22 protein-coding genes are annotated in these 21,169 nt (G+C 64.5%); 13 read left to right on the forward strand and 9 right to left on the reverse strand.

Annotated elements, in window-relative coordinates:
* The first annotated feature begins 51 nt into the window (after positions 1–51).
* From EB233_RS25905 to EB233_RS25940, 8 genes are all read left to right on the forward strand, one after another.
* Positions 52–843, forward strand: coding sequence for a FadR/GntR family transcriptional regulator (locus EB233_RS25905; RefSeq protein WP_064987961.1), 792 nt, complete (start codon positions 52–54; stop codon positions 841–843).
* Positions 840–2,567, forward strand: a complete 1,728-nt coding sequence (locus tag EB233_RS25910; protein WP_064987960.1) for an IlvD/Edd family dehydratase — start codon at positions 840–842, stop codon at positions 2,565–2,567. The genes EB233_RS25905 and EB233_RS25910 overlap by 4 nt, the downstream gene beginning before the upstream one ends.
* 9 nt (positions 2,568–2,576) lie before the next feature.
* On the forward strand, positions 2,577–3,356 hold the full coding sequence (locus EB233_RS25915; protein WP_064987959.1) for an SDR family NAD(P)-dependent oxidoreductase: 780 nt from the start codon (positions 2,577–2,579) through the stop codon (positions 3,354–3,356).
* A 32-nt stretch (positions 3,357–3,388) separates the two neighbouring features.
* Positions 3,389–4,387, forward strand: a complete 999-nt coding sequence (araD1, locus tag EB233_RS25920; RefSeq protein WP_064987958.1) for an AraD1 family protein — start codon at positions 3,389–3,391, stop codon at positions 4,385–4,387.
* 52 nt (positions 4,388–4,439) lie between these two features.
* Complete coding sequence (locus EB233_RS25925; RefSeq protein WP_064987957.1) at positions 4,440–5,465, forward strand: ABC transporter substrate-binding protein; 1,026 nt, start codon at positions 4,440–4,442, stop codon at positions 5,463–5,465.
* Between the two features lie 76 nt (positions 5,466–5,541).
* Entirely contained in the window at positions 5,542–6,645 is a 1,104-nt protein-coding gene (locus EB233_RS25930) for an ABC transporter ATP-binding protein (RefSeq protein WP_064987956.1), read from the forward strand.
* Positions 6,642–7,514, forward strand: coding sequence for an ABC transporter permease (locus tag EB233_RS25935; RefSeq protein WP_064987955.1), 873 nt, complete (start codon positions 6,642–6,644; stop codon positions 7,512–7,514). Before EB233_RS25930 ends, EB233_RS25935 begins: the two co-directional genes overlap by 4 nt.
* Positions 7,511–8,311, forward strand: a complete 801-nt coding sequence (locus tag EB233_RS25940; protein WP_064987954.1) for an ABC transporter permease — start codon at positions 7,511–7,513, stop codon at positions 8,309–8,311. Before EB233_RS25935 ends, EB233_RS25940 begins: the two co-directional genes overlap by 4 nt.
* A 26-nt stretch (positions 8,312–8,337) precedes the next feature.
* Here the strand turns inward: EB233_RS25940 and EB233_RS25945 are convergent, their stop codons facing one another.
* The 7 genes from EB233_RS25945 to EB233_RS25975 all read right to left on the reverse strand — a co-directional run bounded on the left by EB233_RS25945 (position 8,338) and on the right by EB233_RS25975 (position 14,310).
* Positions 8,338–9,729: an FAD-binding oxidoreductase gene (locus tag EB233_RS25945; RefSeq protein WP_064987953.1), complete on the reverse strand. Its 1,392-nt coding sequence runs from the start codon at positions 9,727–9,729 to the stop codon at positions 8,338–8,340.
* Positions 9,730–9,952: 223 nt separating this feature from the next.
* Positions 9,953–11,212 (reverse strand): ABC transporter substrate-binding protein, encoded by a 1,260-nt coding sequence (locus EB233_RS25950; RefSeq protein WP_064987952.1) that lies wholly within the window; start codon positions 11,210–11,212, stop codon positions 9,953–9,955.
* Between the two features lie 49 nt (positions 11,213–11,261).
* Positions 11,262–11,693 carry a DUF4440 domain-containing protein gene (locus EB233_RS25955; RefSeq protein WP_064987951.1) on the reverse strand — a complete coding sequence of 144 codons (432 nt, stop codon included), beginning with the start codon at positions 11,691–11,693 and terminating at the stop codon, positions 11,262–11,264.
* Positions 11,690–12,745, reverse strand: coding sequence for an aldo/keto reductase (locus tag EB233_RS25960; protein WP_064987950.1), 1,056 nt, complete (start codon positions 12,743–12,745; stop codon positions 11,690–11,692). Before EB233_RS25960 ends, EB233_RS25955 begins: the two co-directional genes overlap by 4 nt.
* The gene (locus EB233_RS25965) at positions 12,742–13,095 is read right to left on the reverse strand and encodes a TIGR04076 family protein (RefSeq protein WP_027055907.1); all 354 of its coding nucleotides are present in this window, start codon (positions 13,093–13,095) and stop codon (positions 12,742–12,744) included. The genes EB233_RS25960 and EB233_RS25965 overlap by 4 nt, the downstream gene beginning before the upstream one ends.
* A 1-nt stretch (position 13,096) precedes the next feature.
* Positions 13,097–13,585: a DUF3830 family protein gene (locus EB233_RS25970; RefSeq protein ID WP_064987949.1), complete on the reverse strand. Its 489-nt coding sequence runs from the start codon at positions 13,583–13,585 to the stop codon at positions 13,097–13,099.
* Positions 13,582–14,310 (reverse strand): GntR family transcriptional regulator, encoded by a 729-nt coding sequence (locus tag EB233_RS25975; protein ID WP_081293972.1) that lies wholly within the window; start codon positions 14,308–14,310, stop codon positions 13,582–13,584. Before EB233_RS25975 ends, EB233_RS25970 begins: the two co-directional genes overlap by 4 nt.
* A 127-nt stretch (positions 14,311–14,437) precedes the next feature.
* On the opposite strand from EB233_RS25975, the gene EB233_RS25980 reads away from it, so the two are divergent.
* From EB233_RS25980 to EB233_RS26000, 5 genes are read left to right on the forward strand one after another with little or no spacing between them, the layout of a single operon-like run.
* Positions 14,438–15,238 (forward strand): ABC transporter ATP-binding protein, encoded by an 801-nt coding sequence (locus EB233_RS25980; RefSeq protein ID WP_064987947.1) that lies wholly within the window; start codon positions 14,438–14,440, stop codon positions 15,236–15,238.
* A complete protein-coding gene (locus EB233_RS25985; protein WP_064987946.1) occupies positions 15,235–15,984 on the forward strand; it encodes a branched-chain amino acid ABC transporter ATP-binding protein in 750 nt (249 codons plus the stop codon). Before EB233_RS25980 ends, EB233_RS25985 begins: the two co-directional genes overlap by 4 nt.
* Entirely contained in the window at positions 15,981–16,889 is a 909-nt protein-coding gene (locus tag EB233_RS25990; RefSeq protein ID WP_027055912.1) for a branched-chain amino acid ABC transporter permease, read from the forward strand. Before EB233_RS25985 ends, EB233_RS25990 begins: the two co-directional genes overlap by 4 nt.
* Complete coding sequence (locus EB233_RS25995) at positions 16,886–17,869, forward strand: branched-chain amino acid ABC transporter permease (protein ID WP_064987945.1); 984 nt, start codon at positions 16,886–16,888, stop codon at positions 17,867–17,869. The genes EB233_RS25990 and EB233_RS25995 overlap by 4 nt, the downstream gene beginning before the upstream one ends.
* Positions 17,866–19,188 carry an NAD(P)/FAD-dependent oxidoreductase gene (locus EB233_RS26000; protein WP_064987944.1) on the forward strand — a complete coding sequence of 441 codons (1,323 nt, stop codon included), beginning with the start codon at positions 17,866–17,868 and terminating at the stop codon, positions 19,186–19,188. The genes EB233_RS25995 and EB233_RS26000 overlap by 4 nt, the downstream gene beginning before the upstream one ends.
* On the opposite strand, the gene EB233_RS26005 is transcribed toward EB233_RS26000, so the two are convergent.
* Together EB233_RS26005 and EB233_RS26010 are read right to left on the reverse strand one after the other, a co-directional pair.
* Positions 19,189–19,845, reverse strand: a complete 657-nt coding sequence (locus EB233_RS26005; RefSeq protein ID WP_064987943.1) for a GntR family transcriptional regulator — start codon at positions 19,843–19,845, stop codon at positions 19,189–19,191.
* A gap of 16 nt (positions 19,846–19,861) precedes the next feature.
* Positions 19,862–21,166, reverse strand: coding sequence for an aspartate aminotransferase family protein (locus EB233_RS26010; RefSeq protein WP_064987942.1), 1,305 nt, complete (start codon positions 21,164–21,166; stop codon positions 19,862–19,864).
* Between the last annotated feature and the right edge of the window lie 3 nt (positions 21,167–21,169).

Consider the following 21,169-nt stretch of genomic DNA (forward strand, 5'->3'; position numbering starts at 1 on the left):
CCATCCCTTGACTCCGATCACCATAGCGATAAGACATATCATATGAATAGTATGAAGAATAAGAAATCTTTCAGCACGGCGCGCACTTCAAGGGTTGCCGTCGCGGTGTCCAGCGGCTCCACCGCGCTGCACGCAACCGTCGTCGAGCAGATCGGCCTGCGCATCGTGCAAGGTGACTTCCTGCCTGGCGAGGCGCTGCCCAACGCCGACGATTCCAGTGAGATGCTGGGGGTCAGCCGCACGGTGCTGCGCGAAGCGATCAAGGTGCTGGCCGGCAAGGGGCTGGTCGAATCGCGGCCAAAGACCGGGACACGCGTGCGCCCGCGCTCCGATTGGAATTTCCTCGATCCAGACGTGCTGTCGTGGCGCTACGCCGGCGGCGTCAGTGCCGACGATGTCCGCGCACTGTTCGAATTGCGCCGCGCCATCGAGCCGATGTCGGCGGCACTCGCCGCCCAGCGGGCCACGCGTGAGCAGATCGCCGAGATTCACGCAGCGCTGGCTGAAATGGAAGCTGTCGTCGATGATGGCGACCGCTTCGCCAAGCCCGATCTTTTGTTCCACCAGACCATTTTGCGCATGACCGGCAACGAGCTGATCGGCTCGCTGGCGGCACTGGTCGAAACCGCGCTGGTGATGAGCTTTCGCCTCTCCAACGACAATCCGGAAGGGCAGCGCCACTCCTTGCCGCTGCATCGCGAGGTGGCCGAGAAGATCGCCACCGGTGACGCTCTCGGTGCGCAAAAAGCACTGCTGGTGCTCATCGACAATGCCGAGGACGATGTGCGCCGCAGCGTCGAGAACCGCAACAGACGCCGCCAGGATCGGGAACAGAAATCGTGACCGAGACCAAACGCAAACTGCGGTCCGAAGCCTGGTTCGGCGGTGAAGGCAAGAACGCCTTCATGCACCGCAGCTGGATGAAGAACCAGGGCATACCGGCCGACGCTTTCGACGGCCGCCCGGTGATCGGCATCTGCAACACCTGGTCGGAATTGACGCCGTGCAACGCGCATCTGCGGGCGCTCGCCGATCACGTCAAGCGCGGTGTCTACGAGGCAGGCGGTCTGCCGCTGGAATTTCCGGTGATGTCGCTAGGTGAGAGCAACATGCGGCCAACCGCCATGCTGTTCCGCAACCTGGTCAGCATGGATGTCGAGGAATCCATCCGTGGCAATCCGGTCGACGGTGTCATCCTGCTGGTCGGCTGCGACAAGACCACGCCGGCGTTGTTGATGGGGGCCGCCTCGTGCAACCTGCCGACCATCACCGTGTCCGGCGGGCCGATGCTCAACGGCAAGTTCCGCGGACAGGATATCGGCTCGGGCACCCATGTCTGGAAATTCGCCGAGGAAGTGAAGGCCGGTCGCATGCCGGTCGCCGACTTCCTCGCCGCCGAACAGGGCCAGAGCCGTTCGGCCGGCAGTTGCATGACGATGGGCACTGCCTCGACCATGGCCAGCATGGTGGAAGCCCTCGGCATCGGCATGCCGGACAATGCCGCGATCCCGGCAGTGGATTCGCGCCGAGGCGTGCTCGCCCAGCTGGCCGGACGCCAGATCGTCGATCTGGTGCGCCGCGACGTGACGATCGCGCAAATCCTCACCAGGCAAGCGTTCGAGAACGCCATCCGCGTCAATGGCGCGATCGGCGGCTCGACCAATGCGGTGCTGCACCTGATCGCCATCGCCAACCGGGTCGGCGTCGATCTCAGCCTCGAGGACTGGGACCGTCTCGGCCGCGACGTTCCGACCATCGTCGACCTGATGCCGTCGGGCCGGTTCCTGATGGAAGATTTCTACTATGCCGGGGGGCTGGCTGCGGTCATGGCGTCGCTTGATGAAGTGGGGCTTCTCCATCGCGACGTCATGACCGTCAGCGACAAGACGATCGGCGAATTGATCGACGGGGCGCCCAACTACAACCGCGAGGTGATCCGGCCGCTGAGCGAGCCGCTGACCGAGCAAGGCGGCATCTCGATCCTGCGCGGCAATCTGGCGCCCAACGGGGCGGTCATCAAGCCGTCGGCGGCGACGCCCGAACTGATGCAACATCGCGGCAAGGCCGTCGTCTTCGAAAACATCGAGCATTACTACGCGCGCATCGACGATCCGGAACTGGAGATCGATGCCTCCTCGGTGATGGTGCTGAAGAACTGCGGACCGCGCGGCTATCCAGGGATGGCCGAGGTCGGCAACATGCCGCTGCCAGCCAAACTGCTCAAGCTAGGCGTCTCCGACATGGTGCGCATTTCGGACGCGCGCATGAGCGGCACCGCCTATGGCACGGTGGTGCTGCATGTGGCGCCGGAGGCCGCGGCAGGCGGCGCGCTGGCGCTGGTGCGCGACGGCGATCTCATCGAACTCGACGTCGCCGGTCGCCGCCTGGAACTGCTGGTATCGGACGAGGAACTGGCGATCCGCCGCCGCGACTGGAAGCCGCCGGCGCGGCCCGAAGGCGGCTACCAGAGCCTCTATGTCGAGCGCGTGCTGCAGGCCGACAAGGGTTGCGATTTCGACTTCCTCGTCGGCCGGCGCGATGCCGGCATTCCCCGGCATTCCCACTAGAGGCGCGAGATGACGGATCCTATCGGCAGCTATGCGACCTATCCAAGCCTCAAGGGCCGCAGCGTGTTCATCACCGGAGGCGGCAGCGGCATCGGCGAAAGCCTGGTGCGCCATTTCTGCGCGCAAGGCAGCCGCGTTGCCTTCGTCGACATGGCCGAGGAACCGTCCCGGCGGCTCGTCGATGCGATCGCGGCGGAGGGACATGACGCGCCGCTGTTCATTCCCTGCGACCTGCGCGATGTCGAGCAGTTGCAGACCGCGACCGCGCAGGCATCGCAGCGCAACGGCCCGATCCAGGTGCTCTGCAACAATGCCGGCAATGACGACCGCCATCAGACCAAGGACGTGACGGTCGCCTACTGGGACGACCGCATGGCGGTCAATCTGCGCCACCAGTTTTTTGCCGCGCAGGCGGTGCGCCCGCAGATGAGCGCCCAAGGCGGCGGGTCGATCATCAATTTCGGCTCCATCACCTGGATGGTCGGCGATCCCGATTGCCCGGCCTACGTCACCGCGAAGGCCGCCGTCTACGGCATGACGCGGGCGCTGGCCCGCGAACTCGGCCCCGAGCGCATCCGCGTCAACTGCATGGTGCCGGGCTGGGTGATGACCGAACGCCAGATGCGGTTGTGGCTGAACCCGGCCGGCGAACGCCAGATCGAGGAAAGGCAGTGCCTGCCCGACCGGCTGCAGCCCGCTGATATCGCGCGCATGGCGCTGTTCCTCGCCGCCGACGACAGCCGCATGTGCACGAGCCAACAGTTCATCGTCGATGCGGGCTGGGTGTGACCCGTACGGCTTCAAGGGAAGAAGGTTTTTTGATGCGTCTCGTTCAGTACACGACACTTGATGGCGACAGGCGGGTCGGCCGCGTCTCCGATGACGGCAATCACCTGCATCCGCTGGAAAAAACCGGCAGCGTGCTGGAACTCGCCCAAGCGGCGATCGCCGAGGGCACGTCCATCGCGGCACTGGCCGAAAAGCGGACGGGCACGGCTACGGTAGACTATGACGAGCTGTTGCGCGATGGCCGCGTGCTCGCCCCGGTCGACCATCCCGAGCCGGCGCGCTTCCTGGTCACCGGCACCGGCCTGACCCATACCGGAAGTGCCGCCGCGCGCAACCAGATGCATGTTCTGACCCATGGCGAAGGTGCCGAGGAATCCGATTCCCTGAAGATCTTCCGCATGGGCCTGGAGGGCGGCAAGCCTGGCGCCGGCAAGATCGGCATCCAGCCCGAATGGTTCTTCAAGGGCGTCGGCACTTGCGTCGTGCCGCCTGGCGCGGACCTGCCGATGCCGGCATTCGCGAAAGCCGGGGCCGAGGAAGCCGAGATCGTCGGGCTCTATCTGAATGGTCCGGACGGCCATCCCTATCGCATCGGCTACGCGCTCGGAAACGAGTATTCCGACCACGTGACGGAGGGCGAGAACTACCTCTACCTCGCGCATTCCAAGCTTCGCTCCTGCTCGATCGGCCCCGAACTGCTGATCGGCGATCTGCCGAACGAAGTGCGCGGCTATTCCCGCATCCTGCGCGACGGCACCGTCATCTGGGAGCAGGAATTCCTGTCGGGCGAGGCGCACATGTCGCACTCGATCGCCAATCTCGAACATTTTCATTTCCGCTACCCGATGCATCGCAGGGCCGGCGACCTGCATGCCTATTTCTTCGGCGCGGCGGTGATGAGCTACGCCTCCGGCGTCAAGACGGCCTCCGGCGACGAGTATGAAATCCAGGCACAGACATTCGGCAAGGCGCTGCGCAACCGGATAGTGTCGGTGCCGGACGAGGGGCTGGTCACCGTCACCCCGCTGTGACGGCGCAAGCCCGGAAATTACGGTCCACCAGAACGACAATGGGAGATTAAAAATGGGACTGAAGAAAGCGTTTCTACGACTAGCGACAATCGGGCTCGGCATCGGCCTGATGACCTCGGCGGCCTTGGCCGCGAACCTGCGCGTGCTGGCCTGGGACGGCTATGCCGACCCGGACTGGGTGAAGGACTTCACCGCGGCAACCGGAATCGGCGTCGATGTCGTCTTCATTGGCAGCGACGACGAGATCTGGGCCAAGATCAAGGGCAGCGAGGGCCAGGATTTCGATGTCTTCGCCGTCAACACCGCCCAGTTGCAACGCTACATCAAGGCCGATCTCGTGTCGCCGATCGACATCTCCAAGCTGCCCAACCAGAAGGAGGTGCTGCCGCGCTTCCGCGATCTGTCCCAGGTCAGCGGCGACACCAAGGACGGCAAGGTCTACGGCATTCCGTTCTGCTTCGATTCCATCGGGCTGATCTACGACACCGACAAGGTGAAGCCTGCACCGACCTCGATGTCGGTGCTCTGGGATCCGGCCTACAAGGGGAAGATCCTGGCCTACGACAATGGCGAGCACAATTTCTCGTTCACCGCTCTGACGCTCGGCTACAAAGACCCGTTCAACCTCGACGCCGAGCAGATGGCGGCGGTCAAGGCCAAGCTGGTCGAACTGAAGCGCAACGTGCTGAGCTTCTACACCACCGCCGACGAGGCGCAGCAGATCTACCAGAACAATGATGTTGCCCTGATCTGGGCCAATTACGGCCAGCAGCAGGTCAAGGCGCTTCAGAAGATCGGCGCCCATGTCGCCTACATCAATCCGAGCGAAGGCGCGCTGGCCTGGCTCGACAACTGGGTGATCTCCAAGGGCGTCCGCGACAATGCGGCGGCTGAGAAATGGATCGACTTCATGCTGACGAAGAAGATCGGCGGCGAGCTCTCCGAGCGCACCGGTTTCGGCAACACCGTGGTCGAGTCGAGCAGCGCCGGCGGCAATGACAAGCTGGTCTGGCTCAACAATGTCGAGGATCCGCTCAAGCGCTCCGACCTGTGGAACGAGGTCAAGGCGACGCCCTGATCTTTCCGCCGACCCGGCTTCGAAGAACCCGGCGGTCCGGACGTTCGGACCGCCGCAGCGTATGCGAGAGTAGTTTATGAATCAGAACGCCGACCTGCTGACGCTGCGGTCCGTCTCGAAGTCCTACGGCACGGTTCCCGTGCTGCATGACATCGACCTGTCTATCCGGGACGGTGAGTTCCTGACCGTGCTTGGGCCGTCGGGCTCGGGCAAGACCACGGTGCTGCGGCTGATCGGCGGACTTGAGCCGCTGACGTCAGGCGAGATCAGCCTCGACGGCCAGGACATCAGCCGCATGCCGATCAACAAGCGGCCGTTCAACACCGTGTTCCAGGACTATGCGCTGTTCCCGCACATGACCGTTTCCGGCAATGTCGGCTATGGGCTTTCGGTGCGCCATATCAAGCGCCAGGAGATCGCGCGCCGTGTCGCGGAAGCGCTGGAACTGGTGCAACTCGGGCGCTTTGCCGACCGCTTCCCGGCACAGCTTTCCGGCGGCCAGCGCCAGCGCGTCGCGCTCGCCCGCGCGCTGATCTGCCAGCCGCGCCTGATCCTGCTCGACGAGCCTCTGGCCGCACTCGACCTCGAATTGCGCCGGCAGATGCAGGAGTTCCTTAAATCCATCCAGCGCGAGATCAAGACCACCTTCCTGTTCGTCACCCATGACCAGGAAGAAGCGATCGGCATGGCCGACCGGATCTGCGTCATGCAGGCCGGCCATATCCGCCAGCTCGGGACGCCGCACGACCTCTACTACAAGCCGAATTGCGAATTCGTGGCGCGCTTCTTCGGCGAGAACAATCTGGTGGCCGGAAAGCTCGGCCCAATCCAGGGCGAGCAGCGACAGATCGAGACGGCCCTTGGGCGCCTGCTCTGTTCGATCAGCGACCAGCCGCATCTGAAGGCCGCACCCGATGGCGCCAGCGCCTTCGCCGCATTCCGTCCCGAGGCCTTGCGTCTTGCGGATGCGACGGACAGTGGCAACCGCTTGTCCGGCACCATCGCCGACCTGGCCTTTGCCGGCTCGTCCACCGTCGCCACGATCATGGCGGGTGCGGACACTGCCGCGCAACGCCTGCGGCTGCGCATGCCGAGCCGGATCGACGGCAGCGCGCTGAAATCCGGCGAGACGGTCTCGCTTTGCTTTGCGCCGCATGAAGGCCATCTGGTGCTGGCATGAGCAAGGCCGGCTCCATGCTGCCCAGGGATCGGCGATTGCCTCTGCTGGTGACGGTGCTGGCCTTCGCCTTGCCGGTGATCTTCGTCCTGGTGCCGCTGGCGATCTTCCTGGTCTACAGTTTCTTCAGCGTCGACCAAGGCACGATCGTCTACGCGCCGACGCTCGGCAATTATATCAGGTTCTTCACAGACCCGATCTTCCTGCCGGTGTTCTGGAACACCATCGTGCTGTGTGTCTCGGTAGCAGTCATCTGCATCCTGCTTGCCTATCCCACCGCCTATTTCCTGACGACGCTGAAGGGGCGCTGGCGCTATGCCTTGCTGATGCTGCTTCTGGTGCCGCTGCTGATGAGCTACGTCATCAAGATCTATGCGATCCGCAGCATCCTTGGCCTCAACGGCTTCCTCAACAAGGCGCTGGTGGCGCTCGGCATCCTGCAAGAGCCGTCGACGCTTTTCGTGTTCAACATGAACGCCATCCTGCTGACGCTGAGCCTGCTTTTGATCCCCTTCGCGATCCTGCCGATCTTCCTGTCGCTGGAGCGGATCCCGCAGACCTTGCTGCGCGCTTCCGACGATCTTGGCGCCAGCGGCTTGCAGACGTTCCTGCGCATCACCCTGCCGCTCAGCCTGCCCGGTGTCGCCTCGGCGGCAAGCTTCGTCTTCGTGCTGGCGATCGGCGACTTCCTGACACCGCAAATGGTCGGCGGCATCAGCGGTTTCACCTTCGGCCGCATCCTCTACAGTCAGTTCGGCACGGCCTATAACTGGCCGTTTGGAGCCGCGCTCTCGGTGGCGCTGGCGATCGTCGTGATCTGCGCCATCCTCATCGGCGAACGGTTCGGGCGCAATCGGGGTACGTCGATATGAGCGCCCTGCCCCGGCCTTCCACCATCTTCCTGGCCGCCATCACGACGCTGGTCGCGGTGCTGCTCTACAGCCCACTGTTCGTGCCGATCGTGTCGTCGTTCTTCACGGTTTCACATGGCAATGTCGACTGGTCGTCGCCGACCCTTTCGACCTATGTGGCGCTCGCCGAAAACCACGATATCCTGACCGCCTTGCGCACGACGCTGATCGTCGGCGTCTGTACCGTCATCCTGTCGGTGGTGAGCGGAACGCTGCTGGCGCTCTATTATCACGGTCGCCGTTCCGGACGGTCGATCCTGCAGTTCATCATCTTCCTGCCGTTCCTGATGCCGCCGATCATCAGCGGCCTGGCGCTGCTGATCTTCTTCCGCGAAATCGGGCTTGAGCGCTCGCTGCTGACGGTGGTCATCGGCCATACCGTCTTCGTGCTGGCGATCGTCTACCGCACCGTGTTGATGCGGCTTCAGTCGATGAGCCGTACGCTGGTCGAAGCATCCTACGATCTCGGCGCGACGGGCCGGCAGACCTTCTGGCGCATCATCCTGCCCAATCTGTCGAGCGCCATGGTCGGCGGCGCCATCCTGGCTTTCGCCCTGTCTTTCGACGAGACGATGATCACCATCCTGGTCACCGGCACGCAGAGCACGCTGCCGGTCCGGTTGTGGGCGATGATGCGGCTTGGTTTCTCGCCCGACATCAACGCGCTGGTAGCGCTGATCCTGATGTTCACCGTGCTGCTTTGCGTGCTCGCTGCCCGTTTTCTCATCCCCAGGCAGATGGCGACGGAACGGAGCTGAGTTGACGGCCAGCGTCATCGGCCAAGTCACGGCTGGTTGAGATCGAAGACCCGCCCGCGGTTCAGAATGTTCTTCGGGTCGAGTGCAGTCTTCAGTCGCCGCATCGCGTTGATCTCGGCGTCGCTGCGCACCAGATGAAGCCACTTTTTCTTGTCGAGGCCGATGCCATGCTCGGCCGAAACGCCGCCTCCCGCCGCCGCCACGCCGCGATAGACGATGTCGTAGGCCGCCGCCGGATCCACCGTCAGCACCTGGTAGTGCAGATTGCCGTCGCCGAGATGGCCGAAGACATAGATAGCGGCGGCATGGTCGATGGCATGGATGGCGGCGTCCGTTTCCTGCAGGAACGCTCCCATGCGCGCCAGCGGGATGCTGATGTCGACACCGATCAGGCCTTTGATCGAAAACAGGACGCGGTTGGCGTCCTCGCGTACGTCCCACAGCGCCCGGAACTCGCGCGGCGACTGCGAGACGACGACATCGTCGACCACGCCGTCCTCGACCGCCTGCATCAGAACCTCGGCGAAGCGCTCGCCGTCGCGTTCGGGCTCGCTGCCCTGGATCTCGGCCAGCACGTAGACGGGCGAGCCCGCCGGCAACGGTGCCGGCATGGCCATGCTGGCAGCCATGACGTCATAGAGCGGCGCGAAGTTGACCTCATAGGCGGACAGGAGCGGGCCGAGCTTTTGCCGCAGCAGCCCGAGCAAGGCGATCGCCGCGTCCAGCGAAGGCAGCGCGCAGAATGCGTTCACCTCCGATGCCGGTTTTGGATGCAGCCTCAGCGCGGCGCGCGTGACGACGCCGAGCGTCCCTTCCGCGCCGATGAAGAGTTGGCCGAGGTCGTAGCCGGAATTGTCCTTGGGCAGGCCTTTCAGCGAAGTAAGCACACTGCCATCTGCAAGCACGGCCTCCAGCCCCAGCACCTGCGCCCGGTACATGCCGTAGCGCAGCACACGGATGCCGCCGGCATTGGTGGAGATGTTGCCGCCGACCGTTGCCGAGCCGCGGGCACCGATGTCGACGCCGAACATCAGCCCGGCGCCGTCCGCGGCTTCCTGCACGGCCTGCAGTGTCGCGCCGGCCTGGGCGATGATGCTGCTGGCTTGACTGTCCGGCACGGTGAGACCGCTCATGCGCTCCAGCGACAGCACGATCTCGCCCGGCTGGACGCGCGCACCGCCGGCCAGCCCGGTGCGTCCGCCCTGGACCACGACCGGCTGGCCGACAGCGTTGCATCCGGCAAGCGCTGCCGCGACACCGACGGTATCGCGCGGACGCAGCACCACTTCGGGGAGCACGCCCAGCTTGCCGTCCGGATCGTCGCGATAGCGCTGGTCGACATCGGAGCCGGCGAGAACGCCGCCGGCGCCCAGCCGATCGCCGAGAGCGGACAGAAGTCGTTGCGTTTCAGGTGACATTGCGCTCAGGCGCCTGCGCGGCGAAGCGCACCGTCTGCTTCCGGCGACGGGTTGGCCCGATGACTATTCCTGTCCGACACGCTCGCCACCCTTCAATTGCAGCCAGCCGATCCTATTCTGGATCGCCTGCCGTGCAAGCGATATCGGCCTGCCCCAGCCGATGCCGGCATCGATCGCGGTGAAGCGGGATAGATGCCGGCGGCCCTGACCTCTGAAGCTTGGCCTATTGAAGCTTGGCCTGCAGCGCGTTGACGTCGTCGGTGGTCATTTCACCGTCCGTGGTCACCTTGCCGTCGACGATCTTCCATAGCCGGAAGGGGCCAGTGATGTCGCCATACTTGTCGAAGGCGACCGGACCGATGACGCCTTCATAGCGGATCGGCTTGCCGTCCTTGATCAGGCCGAGTGCCTTGGCGAACTCGTCCTTGCCGGCGAAGATCGGCGTGCCGGCCGGATCGACGGCCTTGTACATGGCGTCCTTGATCTTGGCCGGATCCTCGGAGCCGGCAATGGCGATGGCCAGTCCGACGATGGCACCGGCATCATAGGAGCGATCGGCCGCCGGGTTGGACGGCTCGATGCCGGAGAACGCCTTGTAGTTCTTCATGAAGTAATCGGTGGAAGCCGTCGGGCTGGTACCGGACGACGTGCCATAGGCATCCTTGAGATAGTCGGCGCCGACGGACTCGATGAAATCAGGGCTGTTCATGCCGTCATTGAGCAGGAATTTCTGCACGCCGCCTTGCGAAATCCAGGTGCGAGCAACGGTTGCGCCGTCGACCGGCGTGCTGACCAGATAGAGCCCGTCCGGTTCGCCGGCCATGGCGGCCGTGACTTCCGAGGCATAGCTCGACTGCTTCTCGTTGTAGGGCGTGTCGGAGACGATGGTGCCGCCCAGCGCTTTATAGGCGCGTGAGAATTCCGCCACCATGTTGACGCCGAAGTCGTTGTTGACATGAATGATCGACAGCTTCTTGAAACCCTTGTCGATGGCGTATTTCGCGGCGGCGACGCCCTGCAGCGCATCGGACGTGATGGTGCGGAAGAAGATGCCGTTGGTCTTGCCGTCACGGCCGAGCGCCGTCAGCGTCGGCGAGGACGAGGCCGGCGACACCTGGACGATCTTGGCCGGCGCGGTGACCGAGGTCAGGATCGGGATCGAGACCGAAGAGATGATCCCGCCGATGATCACCGGCACCTTCTTGACCTGCACCAGCTGAGTCGCCGCGTCGACGGCGATATTGCCCTGGCTCTGGCTGTCACGCGTATCGGTGGCCAGATCGCAGCCGCGCACGCCGCCCGCTTCGTTGATGTCGCGAAAAGCCATTTCGACGGACTTGGCGCCGGCCTGGCCGTATTCGCCTGCCGGACCTGTCAGTTCCATGACGAGGCCGACGGTGATCTTGCAGTCGGCGGCCTGCGCGGCACCCGCCATCGTCACGAGAGCAAGTGCCGTGGTGAGTTGGAGTATCGTCTTTCTCATTGTTGTTCCCCTTTCGTTACTCGACTCTAATTTGATCTGTGGAGCCTGTTCAGCGTTCCGGCACCTGCAGCCAGGTTTCATGCAGATGTCGCCATTCGACGCCGTTGGGCGCCGATGAACTGGTGGTAAAGACAGCGCTCGACTGGCGCCGGCTATTCTTGCCGCCACGCAACTGCGCCTCGACGTACAGGACCACGATGGTGTCTTCGTCCTGCCAGCCCGCCCGGATGTCCTCGATCGAAATGGCAAAACCGTCGTCGCAAGTGGCGCGGCTGGAGCGGACGTGATCGATGACGGCGGCGCGATCAAGCACATGGCCGTCCGGTGCGACCATGCTGAAACCGTGAGCCATGACCCGCTCGAAGCGCGAAAAATCCACCGTGTCGGCGCGCGCCGCGACGAACCAGTCGACGAAGAAGCGATGCAGGCCGATGACCTCGGCGCTGGCCTTTGAAAAAAGTGTCGCGTCGACGGCGCTCATGTGCGACCCGCATTCAGATTGTAGTGCATGATCGAACCGTGGCGGCCATGGCGGTCGCGCTCCAGTGTGTAGACGTCACCTAGGGGGCCTTGGCTTTGCGCGATCACAGCCGCGATCTCCGCCCGGTCACCGGCGTCGAGTGCGATGTCCATGATTTTCGCATTGGCCAGTGCGTAGGCTTGGTTGCGGGCGCCGACAATCACGGCGGCGACCCGGGGCTGTTCCAGCACCCAGGCGCTGGCGATGGTGGCGATGTCGACGCCATGTCGATCACCGACGGCCTTGAGCGCCCGAAGCAGTTGCTGGAACAGGTCCCAGCCGCCGAAATCGTCGATGATCAGCTTGTATTTGACCAGCGAGCGGTTTTCGAGCGGCATGGCGGGTTCGGCCACGCCAAGCCATTTGTCGCTGAGGAAGCCGCCAGCCACCGAACCATAGCAGAGGAAATTGACGCCATTCTGCCTGGCGAGTGCCGCAAGGCTGTTGGCGGGCCGCTGGTCGAGCACCGAGTATTGCAGCTGCTGGCTGACCAGCGGGATGCCGGCGGCAAGGATTTCGGCAAGCCGCGGCGTGTCGAAATTGGTGGTGCCGAGATTGCGCACCTTGCCTTCCAGCCGCAGTTCATTGAGCCAGCCCATCGCCTCGACATAGCGAGGCTGCTCGTAGTCCCACCAATGGAACTGCACGAGGTCGATACGCTCGGTCTTCAGCCGCCGCAGCGACTGGTCGACGATGCCCCTGATGTAGTCGCGGCTGATGCCGGCCAGTCGTTCGAGGTCGGGCACCAGCTTGGTGTGCACCTTCATTTTCGCGGCGACATCGAGGCCACGCTCGCTGGCCAGCCGCAGGCGCGCGGCGCCGATCAGTTCCTCGACGCCGGTGTAGATGTCGGCACAGTCATAGGTCCAGATCCCGGCATCGAACGTGGCGATCAGATCGGCAACTGCCTGACCGCGGTCGATTGCGCCGTGACCACCGGCGAGTTGCCAGCCGCCGCGGATGACGCGCGAGATCGTGTAGCCGGGGCCGAGTTCGAAAGTCTTGGCGATCATTCCTGGTCATTCTCCTTCGGCAGCGGCACCGCCGTGGTTTGCGCATGGCTGAATCGCCGTTTGCCGGTCCTGACGATCCGCAGCCGGCTGGCGCAATTGGGATCGGGACAGGCGATCTCGGCGTCCGAGGTCATCCAGTCATTGCGGTCTGTCGGGCGCTGCTTTGCCGCCAGCAGCGGCAGCACTGCGGCGAGCGAATAGATCGAGAAGGCCTGCCCCGCCGGCATCGACAGCATCTCGCCCTTGAGTTCGAAATAATCGCCTGACCTGGCGCCGCAATAGATCGGCTTGCCCTCGGGAATGACCGCCTCGACGCGAAGATCGAAGAGCTCAAAGCTGTCGTCGGCCATGTCAGGCCTCCACCAGGCTGAAGGTGATGTCGCAGGCGCCGTTGCGACGGATCACCCCGCATGCGGCGGCGAACTGGTCGCGCTCGTCGGCGCGCACTTGCGCCACCACGCTGCCGGCCAGCCAGCCGATCGGGAACAGAAGCCGAGCGCCCTGGCCGTAGAACAGGCCTATGTCGAAGATGGCATTGGGATTGCCGCCCCACATGCGCGGCGGCACGTAGGACAGCACGATGTCGCCGGGCTGCGGCGTCAGTGTCGCGTTCTCCGCCGGCAACGGCCTGGCATAGGCCTGACCTTCGAGATCCGCTGATGGAACCGGGCAGGAAATCTCCGGCCCGGTCCACATGGCATGGATGCCCGGGACGACGCGCGTGGCGGTGAGATACGCTTGGAGAAACGCCGCGTTTTCCGGCGCCTTTTCGGGCAGCAAAAGCGCCGTCACGGAAAGCTTCGAGCGCGGCTCGGTGATCCTGATGGCTGGCTTGTTCATATCAGCTCTTTCGTGGCTTGAAGCTTGTCGCGCAGGAAAGCGAAAGGCCGGCTGATATCGGCCACAAGTGCTTCGCGCGCCGCCTGCGCGTCCTGGCTGGCGAGAGCCGCGACGATGCGGCGGTGATAGTGCGCGGTGTCGACTTCGCCAGCGTCGGAAAAGGCGTAGATGGCAACGCGTATGCAAGGCCCCGACTGCAGCCACAGGCTCTCGATCATCGGGATCAGCACGGCCGAGCCGCAGCAACGGTAGATCTCGAAATGGAAGCTCTGGTTGAGCGTCGCTTCGCGGTCGATATCCTTCTTGTGCTTCAGTGCCCGCATCTCGTCCCATTCGCCGAGCATGGCTTCGATGGCAGCGATCTGGCGCTGGCTCATCCGCGTGGCGGCAAGCGCGATCGCTTCGCCTTCGATGAGCGATCGAGCGCGCAGAAGATCGTCGATGCGTTCCAGCGTGATCGGCGGCACGCGCACCGAACGGTTGGGCAGCGCCTCCAGCGCCTTTTCCGTGATCAGCCGTCCGAGCGCTTCGCGCACCGGCATGGTCGAGGTCACCAGGGCATCAGCGAGGCCACGGATGGTCAGCACCTGGTTCGGCTCGAACAGGCCACCGATCAGAGCCCGGCGGAGCTCGGAATAGACGCGATCTTGCACCGTCTCGCGGCCGACCGGCGTGAGCTGGGCCGCGATCGTTTCATTGTTTCGCTCGATGGCAGCCTTTTGCATGGCATTCCCGGTCTGGCCCGTTTTCGGCTTGCGGATGAAATTAAAGCCGAATAGCGTGATCAAAGCAAGTGTGATCACAAATCAAAAATCAGGAGACGACCATGATCGTCTTCGGCCAGAGGGTTTGATGAGCGAGGCAGCCGAACGGCAGGGTAAGGAGACCCGTGCGCCGGTTCTGACGGCAAGAAACGTCGTCAGGCGGTTCGGCGGCCTTGTCGCCGTCAACGACGTCTCGTTTGATGTCAAAGCGGGCGAAATCCTCGGCCTGATCGGACCGAACGGCGCCGGCAAGACGACGATGTTCGATCTGCTCGCCGGCAGCATATTGCCGACCAGCGGCGACATCCTGCTCAACGGCACGCGCGTCTCCGGCGAGGCCGCCCATCTGCGGATCGGTCGCGGCCTTGGCCGCACCTTCCAGATCCCCCGCCCGCTGCCCAATCTGACGCTGATCGAGAACATCATGCTGGCGGCGCAGGGCCAGGCCGGCGAAAAACTGCTCGCCAATTTCGTCACGCCCTGGCGCGTGGCAGCGCAGGAAAAGGCGGCCAGGGCAAAGGCGCTGGCGCTGCTGGAACTCGTCACCCTCACCCACCTCGCGCATGAGCCGGCGCGCGTGCTTTCCGGCGGCCAGCGCAAACTGCTCGAACTCGCCCGCGTCATGATGGCCGATCCGGCGATCATCCTGCTCGACGAGCCTGCGGCCGGCGTCAACGCAACGCTTCTGGAAGTCATCATTGACCGCATCCGCGACATCAATGGGCGCGGCATCACCTTCCTGCTGATCGAGCACAATATCGACATGGTCACGCGGCTCTGCCACCGCGTCCTGGTCATGGCGGGCGGGCAGTTGCTCAGCGAAGGCACGGCGGAAGAAGTCGGGCGCGACCCGCGCGTCATCGAAGCCTATCTCGGAGGCACGGCATGAGCGAAACCGTCCTCGACGTCCGCGATCTCGAAGCCGGTTACGAGCCGGGCGTGCCGATCGTGCGCGGCGCCTCGATCACCGTCAAAAAGAGCGAGATCGTCGTCGTCCTAGGGCCCAATGGCGCCGGCAAGTCGAGCTTCATCAAGGCGATCGCCGGCCTCGTCCCGATCACCGGCGGCACGGTGTTCCTGGACGGCAAGGACATCACCGCCGCGCCCGCCCACACCATGGTGCGGCTTGGCCTCGCCTTCGTGCCGCAGACCGAGAACATCTTCCCGCTGATGTCGGTCGAGGACAATCTCAAGGTCGCCTGCGGCATCCTCGAGCGCCGCGAAATCCCCGCGCGTATCGACGAGATGTATGCCGCCTTCCCCGACCTCGTGCGCCAACGCCGCACCGCCGCGGGCAATCTGTCGGGCGGGCAGCGGCAGATGCTTGCCGTCGCACGCGCCTTGATCGTCCATCCCAAGGTGCTGGTGCTAGACGAACCGTCGGCCGGCCTGTCGCCGAAATTCGTCTCGATGGTGTTCGAGATGCTGGCCGGCATCCGCAAATCCGGCGTCACCATTCTCCTGGTCGAGCAGAATGCAAAGGCGGCACTGGCCATCGGCGACCGCGCCTATGTGCTGGTCGAAGGCAGGGATCGACACGAGGGCATTGCTTCCGAATTGTGGAATGATCCGGTCGTTGCCGAACTCTATCTCGGCCAGCGCCCCTCTCACGTCAGCAAGGGAGGCGCGGCATGAGCCTGCAATTCATCGTCGACGGATTGCTGACCGGCTCGATGATCGGCCTTGGCGCCATCGGCGTGACGCTCACCTATTCGATCCTGCGCTTCTCCAACTTCGCACATGGCGACTTCATGGCCTGGGGCACTTATGCGACTTTGGCCGTCGTCAGCGCCATTGGCGCGACCTTCGGCAAGGTGGCGCCGATCGCGCCGCTGTCCTTCGGCTGGCCGCTGCTGGTTGCCCTGGTCGTCGGCATGGCCTTCACCGCTTTGCTGGCGCTGCTGCTCGACAGAGTGTTGTTTTCGCGGCTGCGCTCGCAGGGGCAAGCCATCATCGTGGTGATGGCGAGTTTCGGCGCCTCGATGGCGCTGCGCAGCCTGCTCGAATTCACCTTCACCTCGCGTCCGACCTATTTCAGCCGGGCAATCCAGATCGCCATGCCGGTCGGCTTCGGCATCCGCATCACCCCCGACCAGATCGCGCTTCTTTTGTTGACGGCCGTGCTGGTGCTCGGCGTGCACCTGTTGATGACGCGAACGCAGACCGGCCGCTCCATGCAAGCGCTCAGCCAGAACGCGGCGCTGGCCCGCATCGTCGGCATCGACGTCGCCAGCGTGGTGCGCGTCACCTGGGTGATCGGCGGTGCGCTCGCATGCGTCGCCGGCGTGATGATCGGCATCCTGGTGCAGATCCGCCCGTTCATGGGCTTCGACATGCTGTTGCCGATGTTCGCCGCCGCCATCCTTGGCGGCATCGGCAGCATTCCGGGCGCTGTGCTCGGCGGCCTGATCATCGGGCTCGCCGAAGCCGGCGCGGTGCAGTTGATCGGCGCCGAATGGCGCGCCGCCGTCTCCTTCATCATCCTGATGGCGGTGCTGTTCGTGCGGCCGATCGGCCTTTTCGGAGTTCGGGAAAGATGATGGATCTCGTTGGCTACGGCGCCTTTTTCCTGACCACCGCATTGATCTTCTCGCTGGTCACGCTGGGGCTCAATCTTCAGTGGGGGCTGACCGGGCTGTTCAATGTCGGCCTTGCCGGCTTCGTCGCCATCGGCGCCTACACCTCCGCCTTGCTGACCACACCGGACGATGCGGCTCGGCTCGGTGGCTTCGGCCTGCCGATCCTCGTCGGCTGGCTGGGCGCAATGGTCGTCGGCGGCATTGCGGCCGCCCTGACAGGGATGGCAACGCTGCGGCTGAGGTCCGATTATCTGGCGATCACCACGTTCGGCGTCTCCGTCGTCGTGCAACTGGTGGCACTGAATGCGCAGAAGCTGACTGGCGGGCCGTTCGGCATCGGCTTCATTCCGCGCCCCTTCGGCGGCCTTGCCGAAACACCGCTGCTGTTCAACCTGTCCAACCTCGCTGTCGTCTGCGTGGTCACGCTCATCGCGTATCTCGCCTTGGAGCACCTGTCGCGCAGCCCCTGGGGGCGCGTGCTGAAGGCGCTGCGCGAGGACGAGCGGGCGGCGATTTCGCTTGGCAAGAGCGCGCGCTTCTACCGCGTCCAGGCCTTTGCCGTCGGCGGCGCCATCATGGCGCTGGCCGGCGCGCTGCAGGCGCATTTCACCGGCTTCATCGCGCCCGACAATTATTTGCCGATCCTTACCTTCCAGGTCTGGGTCATGCTGATCGTCGGCGGCTCGGGCAGCAATCTCGGCGCCGTCATCGGCAGCATCCTGGTGTGGGGGATATGGGCCGGGTCCGGCACACTGACCAGCGTGCTGTTCGCGCCCGAGCAGCAGGCGCGTGCGGCCTCGCTGCAGATCGTCGCCATCGGCGTCATGCTCTGCGTCATCCTGCTGATCCGGCCGAACGGATTGTTCGGCGACAGGCCACGGCGGCTACGCCTGGGCAAGCGTGCGAAGGCGGCTGCGACCAACAGCAGTTCGAACTCATGAGTGCGATCCAGCAGGAGGCGCATGGCGCTTCGTTCTGGCATGCCGTCAGTCGCAATCGCCGCGACCGGCCGGCGCTGCACGACGCGATCAATGTCGACCTCGCCATTGTCGGCGGCGGCTTTTCCGGCCTTTCGACCGCCCTGCACGCCGCCAGGAAGGGACTTTCCGTTGCCGTTCTCGAGGCCGAAATCATCGCCTGGGGCGCGACAGGCCGGAACGCCGGCTTCGTCGTGCCAAACTTTGCCAAGATGGACCCGGATAGCATCCTTGCACGTCTCGGCCCCGAGCGTGGCGAGAGGTTGGTCGATTTCGCCGCCGGCAGCGCCGACCTCGTCTTCGGCCTGATCCGTCGGCACGGTATCGATTGCGACGCCGTGCAGAACGGATGGATCCAGCCGGCGCATTCGCCCGCGGCCTTCGAGAAGGTAAAAGCACGGACCGAGCAATGGGCGCGGCGCGGCCGACCGGCTGTCCTGCTGGACCAGCAGGAGGTGGAAACGCTCACGGGCGCGCGTGGCTATGTCGGTGGCTGGATGGACCGTTCGGGTGGCGTGCTCAATCCCGTCGCCTATGCGCGCGGTCTTGCCGATGCGGCGGAGAAGGCTGGGGCGAAGATCTTCGAGCAAACACCGGTCACCGCGGTCGATCGCGTGGCCGATGGTTGGATGCTGAAAACGCCATCGGGCTCGGCGCGCGCCGGGAAGGTGCTGATCGCCACCAACGCTTATGGCGGGCCGCTCAATCCGTTGCTGCGGCGAACCTATTTTCCGCTGAAGGTCTTCCAGGTCGCGACCGAGCCGCTGCCGCGCGAAGTGCGCAGGCGGTTGCTTCCTGGCGGGCAAGGTGTCGGCGATACCAGGCGCAATCTCTTCACCTTCCGTTTCGATGCCGACAACCGGCTGATCACTGGCGGTATGCACATTCTGAGCGCCGGCGCCGACACGCGCGTGCCGCGAACAATCTGGCGACGGCTTGGCCATCATCTCGACCTGCCTGCCCTGCCGCCACTTGCTTACAGCTGGTCGGGAATGGCCGCTGTCGAACCGGATTTCCTGCCGCATCTCCTCGACCTCGGGCCGGGCCTGATCGCCGGTCGAGCCTGCAACGGGCGCGGCATTGCCATGACGACGGCGATGGGCAAGGTGCTGGCCGACTGGGCCACTGGGACCGAGGCGCGTGACTTGCCGCTGCCGTTCGCGCCGCCGGCGCCGATCCCGTTACACGCCTTGCTGCGGCACGCGCCCAACATGCTGCTCGGCTGGAGTATGCTGCGCGATCGGCTGGACGAGACGGGCAGGCCTCCCCAAGCAACCGCCTGATCAGGCGGTCGTGCGAAGATTTTCGGAGAGAACCGCGGCCGCCACGGCGATGTCCTGTTCAAGGGAAACCCGGACAGCGGGGCCATTGCCTTGCTCCAATGCAGCAACAGTCCTGCGGTGTGCGTCGTTCGACTGCGGAATGTAGCGATCGGCCTGCATCAGCAGCTTCAGATAAGGCCCGACGCGACCCCAGAGATCGCGGATCATGTTGAGCAGTATCGGCGCGCCGGCATGCTGGTAGATGGCGAAGTGGAACGCCTCGTTCAGCGAGAGGTAGGCCTTGTTGTCGCCGGCCTCGATGGCGCGCTGCATGCCGGCAAGCGTCGCCTGTATGTCGGCCAATCCGCTTTCGCTGATCCGCGTGGCTGCCATCTCACCCGCCAGCCCTTCGACGGCTATGCGTATCTGGGTCAGTTCCTCGAAGGCGCGGGCCGACAGCAAGGGCACGATGACAGAGCGGTTGTTCTGCATCTCGAGCAGCCGTTCGGCCACCAGCCTTTGCAGCGCCTCGCGGATCGGTGTGGTCGAGATACCGAAGGTTTCGGCAAGCTTGCGGATAACGAGGGTCTGGCCCGGGCTGAAGCCGCCTGAAATCAATTCCTGCTTGAGCGCGCCATAGGCGCGGTCATTGAGGGTCTGATGTTCGAGCTTCAGCATGCGCGGCCCGCTCCGATCACCAGTTCGACAGTGCGCGGTCGAGTGTCTCGGCCAATTGCTCGGCATTGTCCCTGGCGAACGGCAGAGGCGGCCTGATCTTCAGCACATTGCCGCGTGGACCGCAGGACGAGATCAGCACCCCATCCTCGCGCATGGCTTCGACGACCGCCGACGTCTTGCTGGCGGCCAGCGCCTCGTCGCCATCGGCTGTCAGTTCAACGCCGAAATAGAGGCCGTTCTGCCTGACGTCGCCAACCATGCCGTGCCGGGTCTGCAGTGCGTCCAAAAGTTCGCCCGTATAGGCACCGACATTGCGTGCATTCTCGATCAGCCCCTCGCCTTCGATCACCTCGAGCACGGCGATGCCGACAGCCGCCGCGACCGGATTGCCGCCGAAAGTGTTGAAATAGCCGGTGTTGGAGCCGAAGGACGAAACGAGTTGCGGTCGCACGAGCACCGCACCCATCGGATGCCCGTCACCAATCGGCTTACCCATGGTGACCATGTCGGGCTCAAGGCCATAGTTGGCGAAGCCCCACATGCCCTGGCCAAGGCGGCCGAAGCCGGACTGGACCTCGTCGGCAATGACGATGCCGCCGGCGTTCCTGACGTGATCCGCCGCCTCGCGCATGACGGAAGCGTCGGGAAAGAAGATGCCGTCGCTGGAAAAGGCCGAGTCGAGCAGCAGTGCCGCCGGGCGGATGTCTTGCGCGCGCATATCCTCTATGGCGGCGGCGACATTCCTGGCGAAATCATGCCCGGCACGGCCATGGTCGCGGAACGTGTCGGGCGCTTTCACGATCCGGTGGTGCGCCGGCACGCCCTTTGCCCCGACCGCCGCCGGCGACAGCTGCGCCGTCGCGATCGTGGCGCCGTGATAGGCAAAGTCGGTGATGATGACGCCGGTACCGCCGCTCGAATGCTGGGCGATGCGAATGGCGAGATCGTTGGCCTCGCTGCCGGTGCAGGTGAACATCGCATGGCCGAGATGGGCCGGGACGGTGCCGAGCAATTTCTCCGCGTAGTCGAGAATGATCTCGCTGAGATAGCGCGTGTGCGTGTTGAGCGTGGCGGCCTGACCCGACAGCGCCTCGACGACGCGCGGATGGCAGTGCCCGACCGAGGCGACATTGTTGTAGGCATCGAGGAATTTGCGGCCCTGCGCGTCGTAGAGCCAGACGCCGCTGCCGCGCACCAGATGGATCGGGTTGCGGTAGAAGGCGCGGTAGGTCGGCCCGAGCAGCCTGGAGCGGCGTTCGAGCAGCGCGCGCTCGGATGCCGTCGCGTCGACATTTGCAGGGTTTGGCGAGGACTGGGACACGAG

This window comes from Mesorhizobium erdmanii, from assembly GCF_013170725.1.
Taxonomy (GTDB): Bacteria; Pseudomonadota; Alphaproteobacteria; order Rhizobiales; family Rhizobiaceae; genus Mesorhizobium; species Mesorhizobium erdmanii.

What these genes read in the sequence shown, in the direction of transcription:
- EB233_RS26000 (WP_064987944.1), top strand. Translation starts at nt 17,866, where the DNA reads ATGAGTGCGATCCAGCAGGAGGCGCATGGCGCTTCGTTCTGGCATGCC.
- EB233_RS25915 (WP_064987959.1), top strand. Translation starts at nt 2,577, where the DNA reads ATGACGGATCCTATCGGCAGCTATGCGACCTATCCAAGCCTCAAGGGC.
- EB233_RS25955 (WP_064987951.1), bottom strand. Translation starts at nt 11,693, where the DNA reads ATGAGCGCCGTCGACGCGACACTTTTTTCAAAGGCCAGCGCCGAGGTC.
- araD1 (WP_064987958.1), top strand. Translation starts at nt 3,389, where the DNA reads ATGCGTCTCGTTCAGTACACGACACTTGATGGCGACAGGCGGGTCGGC.
- EB233_RS25925 (WP_064987957.1), top strand. Translation starts at nt 4,440, where the DNA reads ATGGGACTGAAGAAAGCGTTTCTACGACTAGCGACAATCGGGCTCGGC.
- EB233_RS25985 (WP_064987946.1), top strand. Translation starts at nt 15,235, where the DNA reads ATGAGCGAAACCGTCCTCGACGTCCGCGATCTCGAAGCCGGTTACGAG.
- EB233_RS25905 (WP_064987961.1), top strand. Translation starts at nt 52, where the DNA reads ATGAAGAATAAGAAATCTTTCAGCACGGCGCGCACTTCAAGGGTTGCC.
- EB233_RS25945 (WP_064987953.1), bottom strand. Translation starts at nt 9,729, where the DNA reads ATGTCACCTGAAACGCAACGACTTCTGTCCGCTCTCGGCGATCGGCTG.
- EB233_RS25980 (WP_064987947.1), top strand. Translation starts at nt 14,438, where the DNA reads ATGAGCGAGGCAGCCGAACGGCAGGGTAAGGAGACCCGTGCGCCGGTT.
- EB233_RS25960 (WP_064987950.1), bottom strand. Translation starts at nt 12,745, where the DNA reads ATGATCGCCAAGACTTTCGAACTCGGCCCCGGCTACACGATCTCGCGC.
- EB233_RS25940 (WP_064987954.1), top strand. Translation starts at nt 7,511, where the DNA reads ATGAGCGCCCTGCCCCGGCCTTCCACCATCTTCCTGGCCGCCATCACG.
- EB233_RS26005 (WP_064987943.1), bottom strand. Translation starts at nt 19,845, where the DNA reads ATGCTGAAGCTCGAACATCAGACCCTCAATGACCGCGCCTATGGCGCG.
- EB233_RS25970 (WP_064987949.1), bottom strand. Translation starts at nt 13,585, where the DNA reads ATGAACAAGCCAGCCATCAGGATCACCGAGCCGCGCTCGAAGCTTTCC.
- EB233_RS25975 (WP_081293972.1), bottom strand. Translation starts at nt 14,310, where the DNA reads ATGCAAAAGGCTGCCATCGAGCGAAACAATGAAACGATCGCGGCCCAG.
- EB233_RS25990 (WP_027055912.1), top strand. Translation starts at nt 15,981, where the DNA reads ATGAGCCTGCAATTCATCGTCGACGGATTGCTGACCGGCTCGATGATC.
- EB233_RS25965 (WP_027055907.1), bottom strand. Translation starts at nt 13,095, where the DNA reads ATGGCCGACGACAGCTTTGAGCTCTTCGATCTTCGCGTCGAGGCGGTC.
- EB233_RS25950 (WP_064987952.1), bottom strand. Translation starts at nt 11,212, where the DNA reads ATGAGAAAGACGATACTCCAACTCACCACGGCACTTGCTCTCGTGACG.
- EB233_RS25935 (WP_064987955.1), top strand. Translation starts at nt 6,642, where the DNA reads ATGAGCAAGGCCGGCTCCATGCTGCCCAGGGATCGGCGATTGCCTCTG.
- EB233_RS25930 (WP_064987956.1), top strand. Translation starts at nt 5,542, where the DNA reads ATGAATCAGAACGCCGACCTGCTGACGCTGCGGTCCGTCTCGAAGTCC.
- EB233_RS25995 (WP_064987945.1), top strand. Translation starts at nt 16,886, where the DNA reads ATGATGGATCTCGTTGGCTACGGCGCCTTTTTCCTGACCACCGCATTG.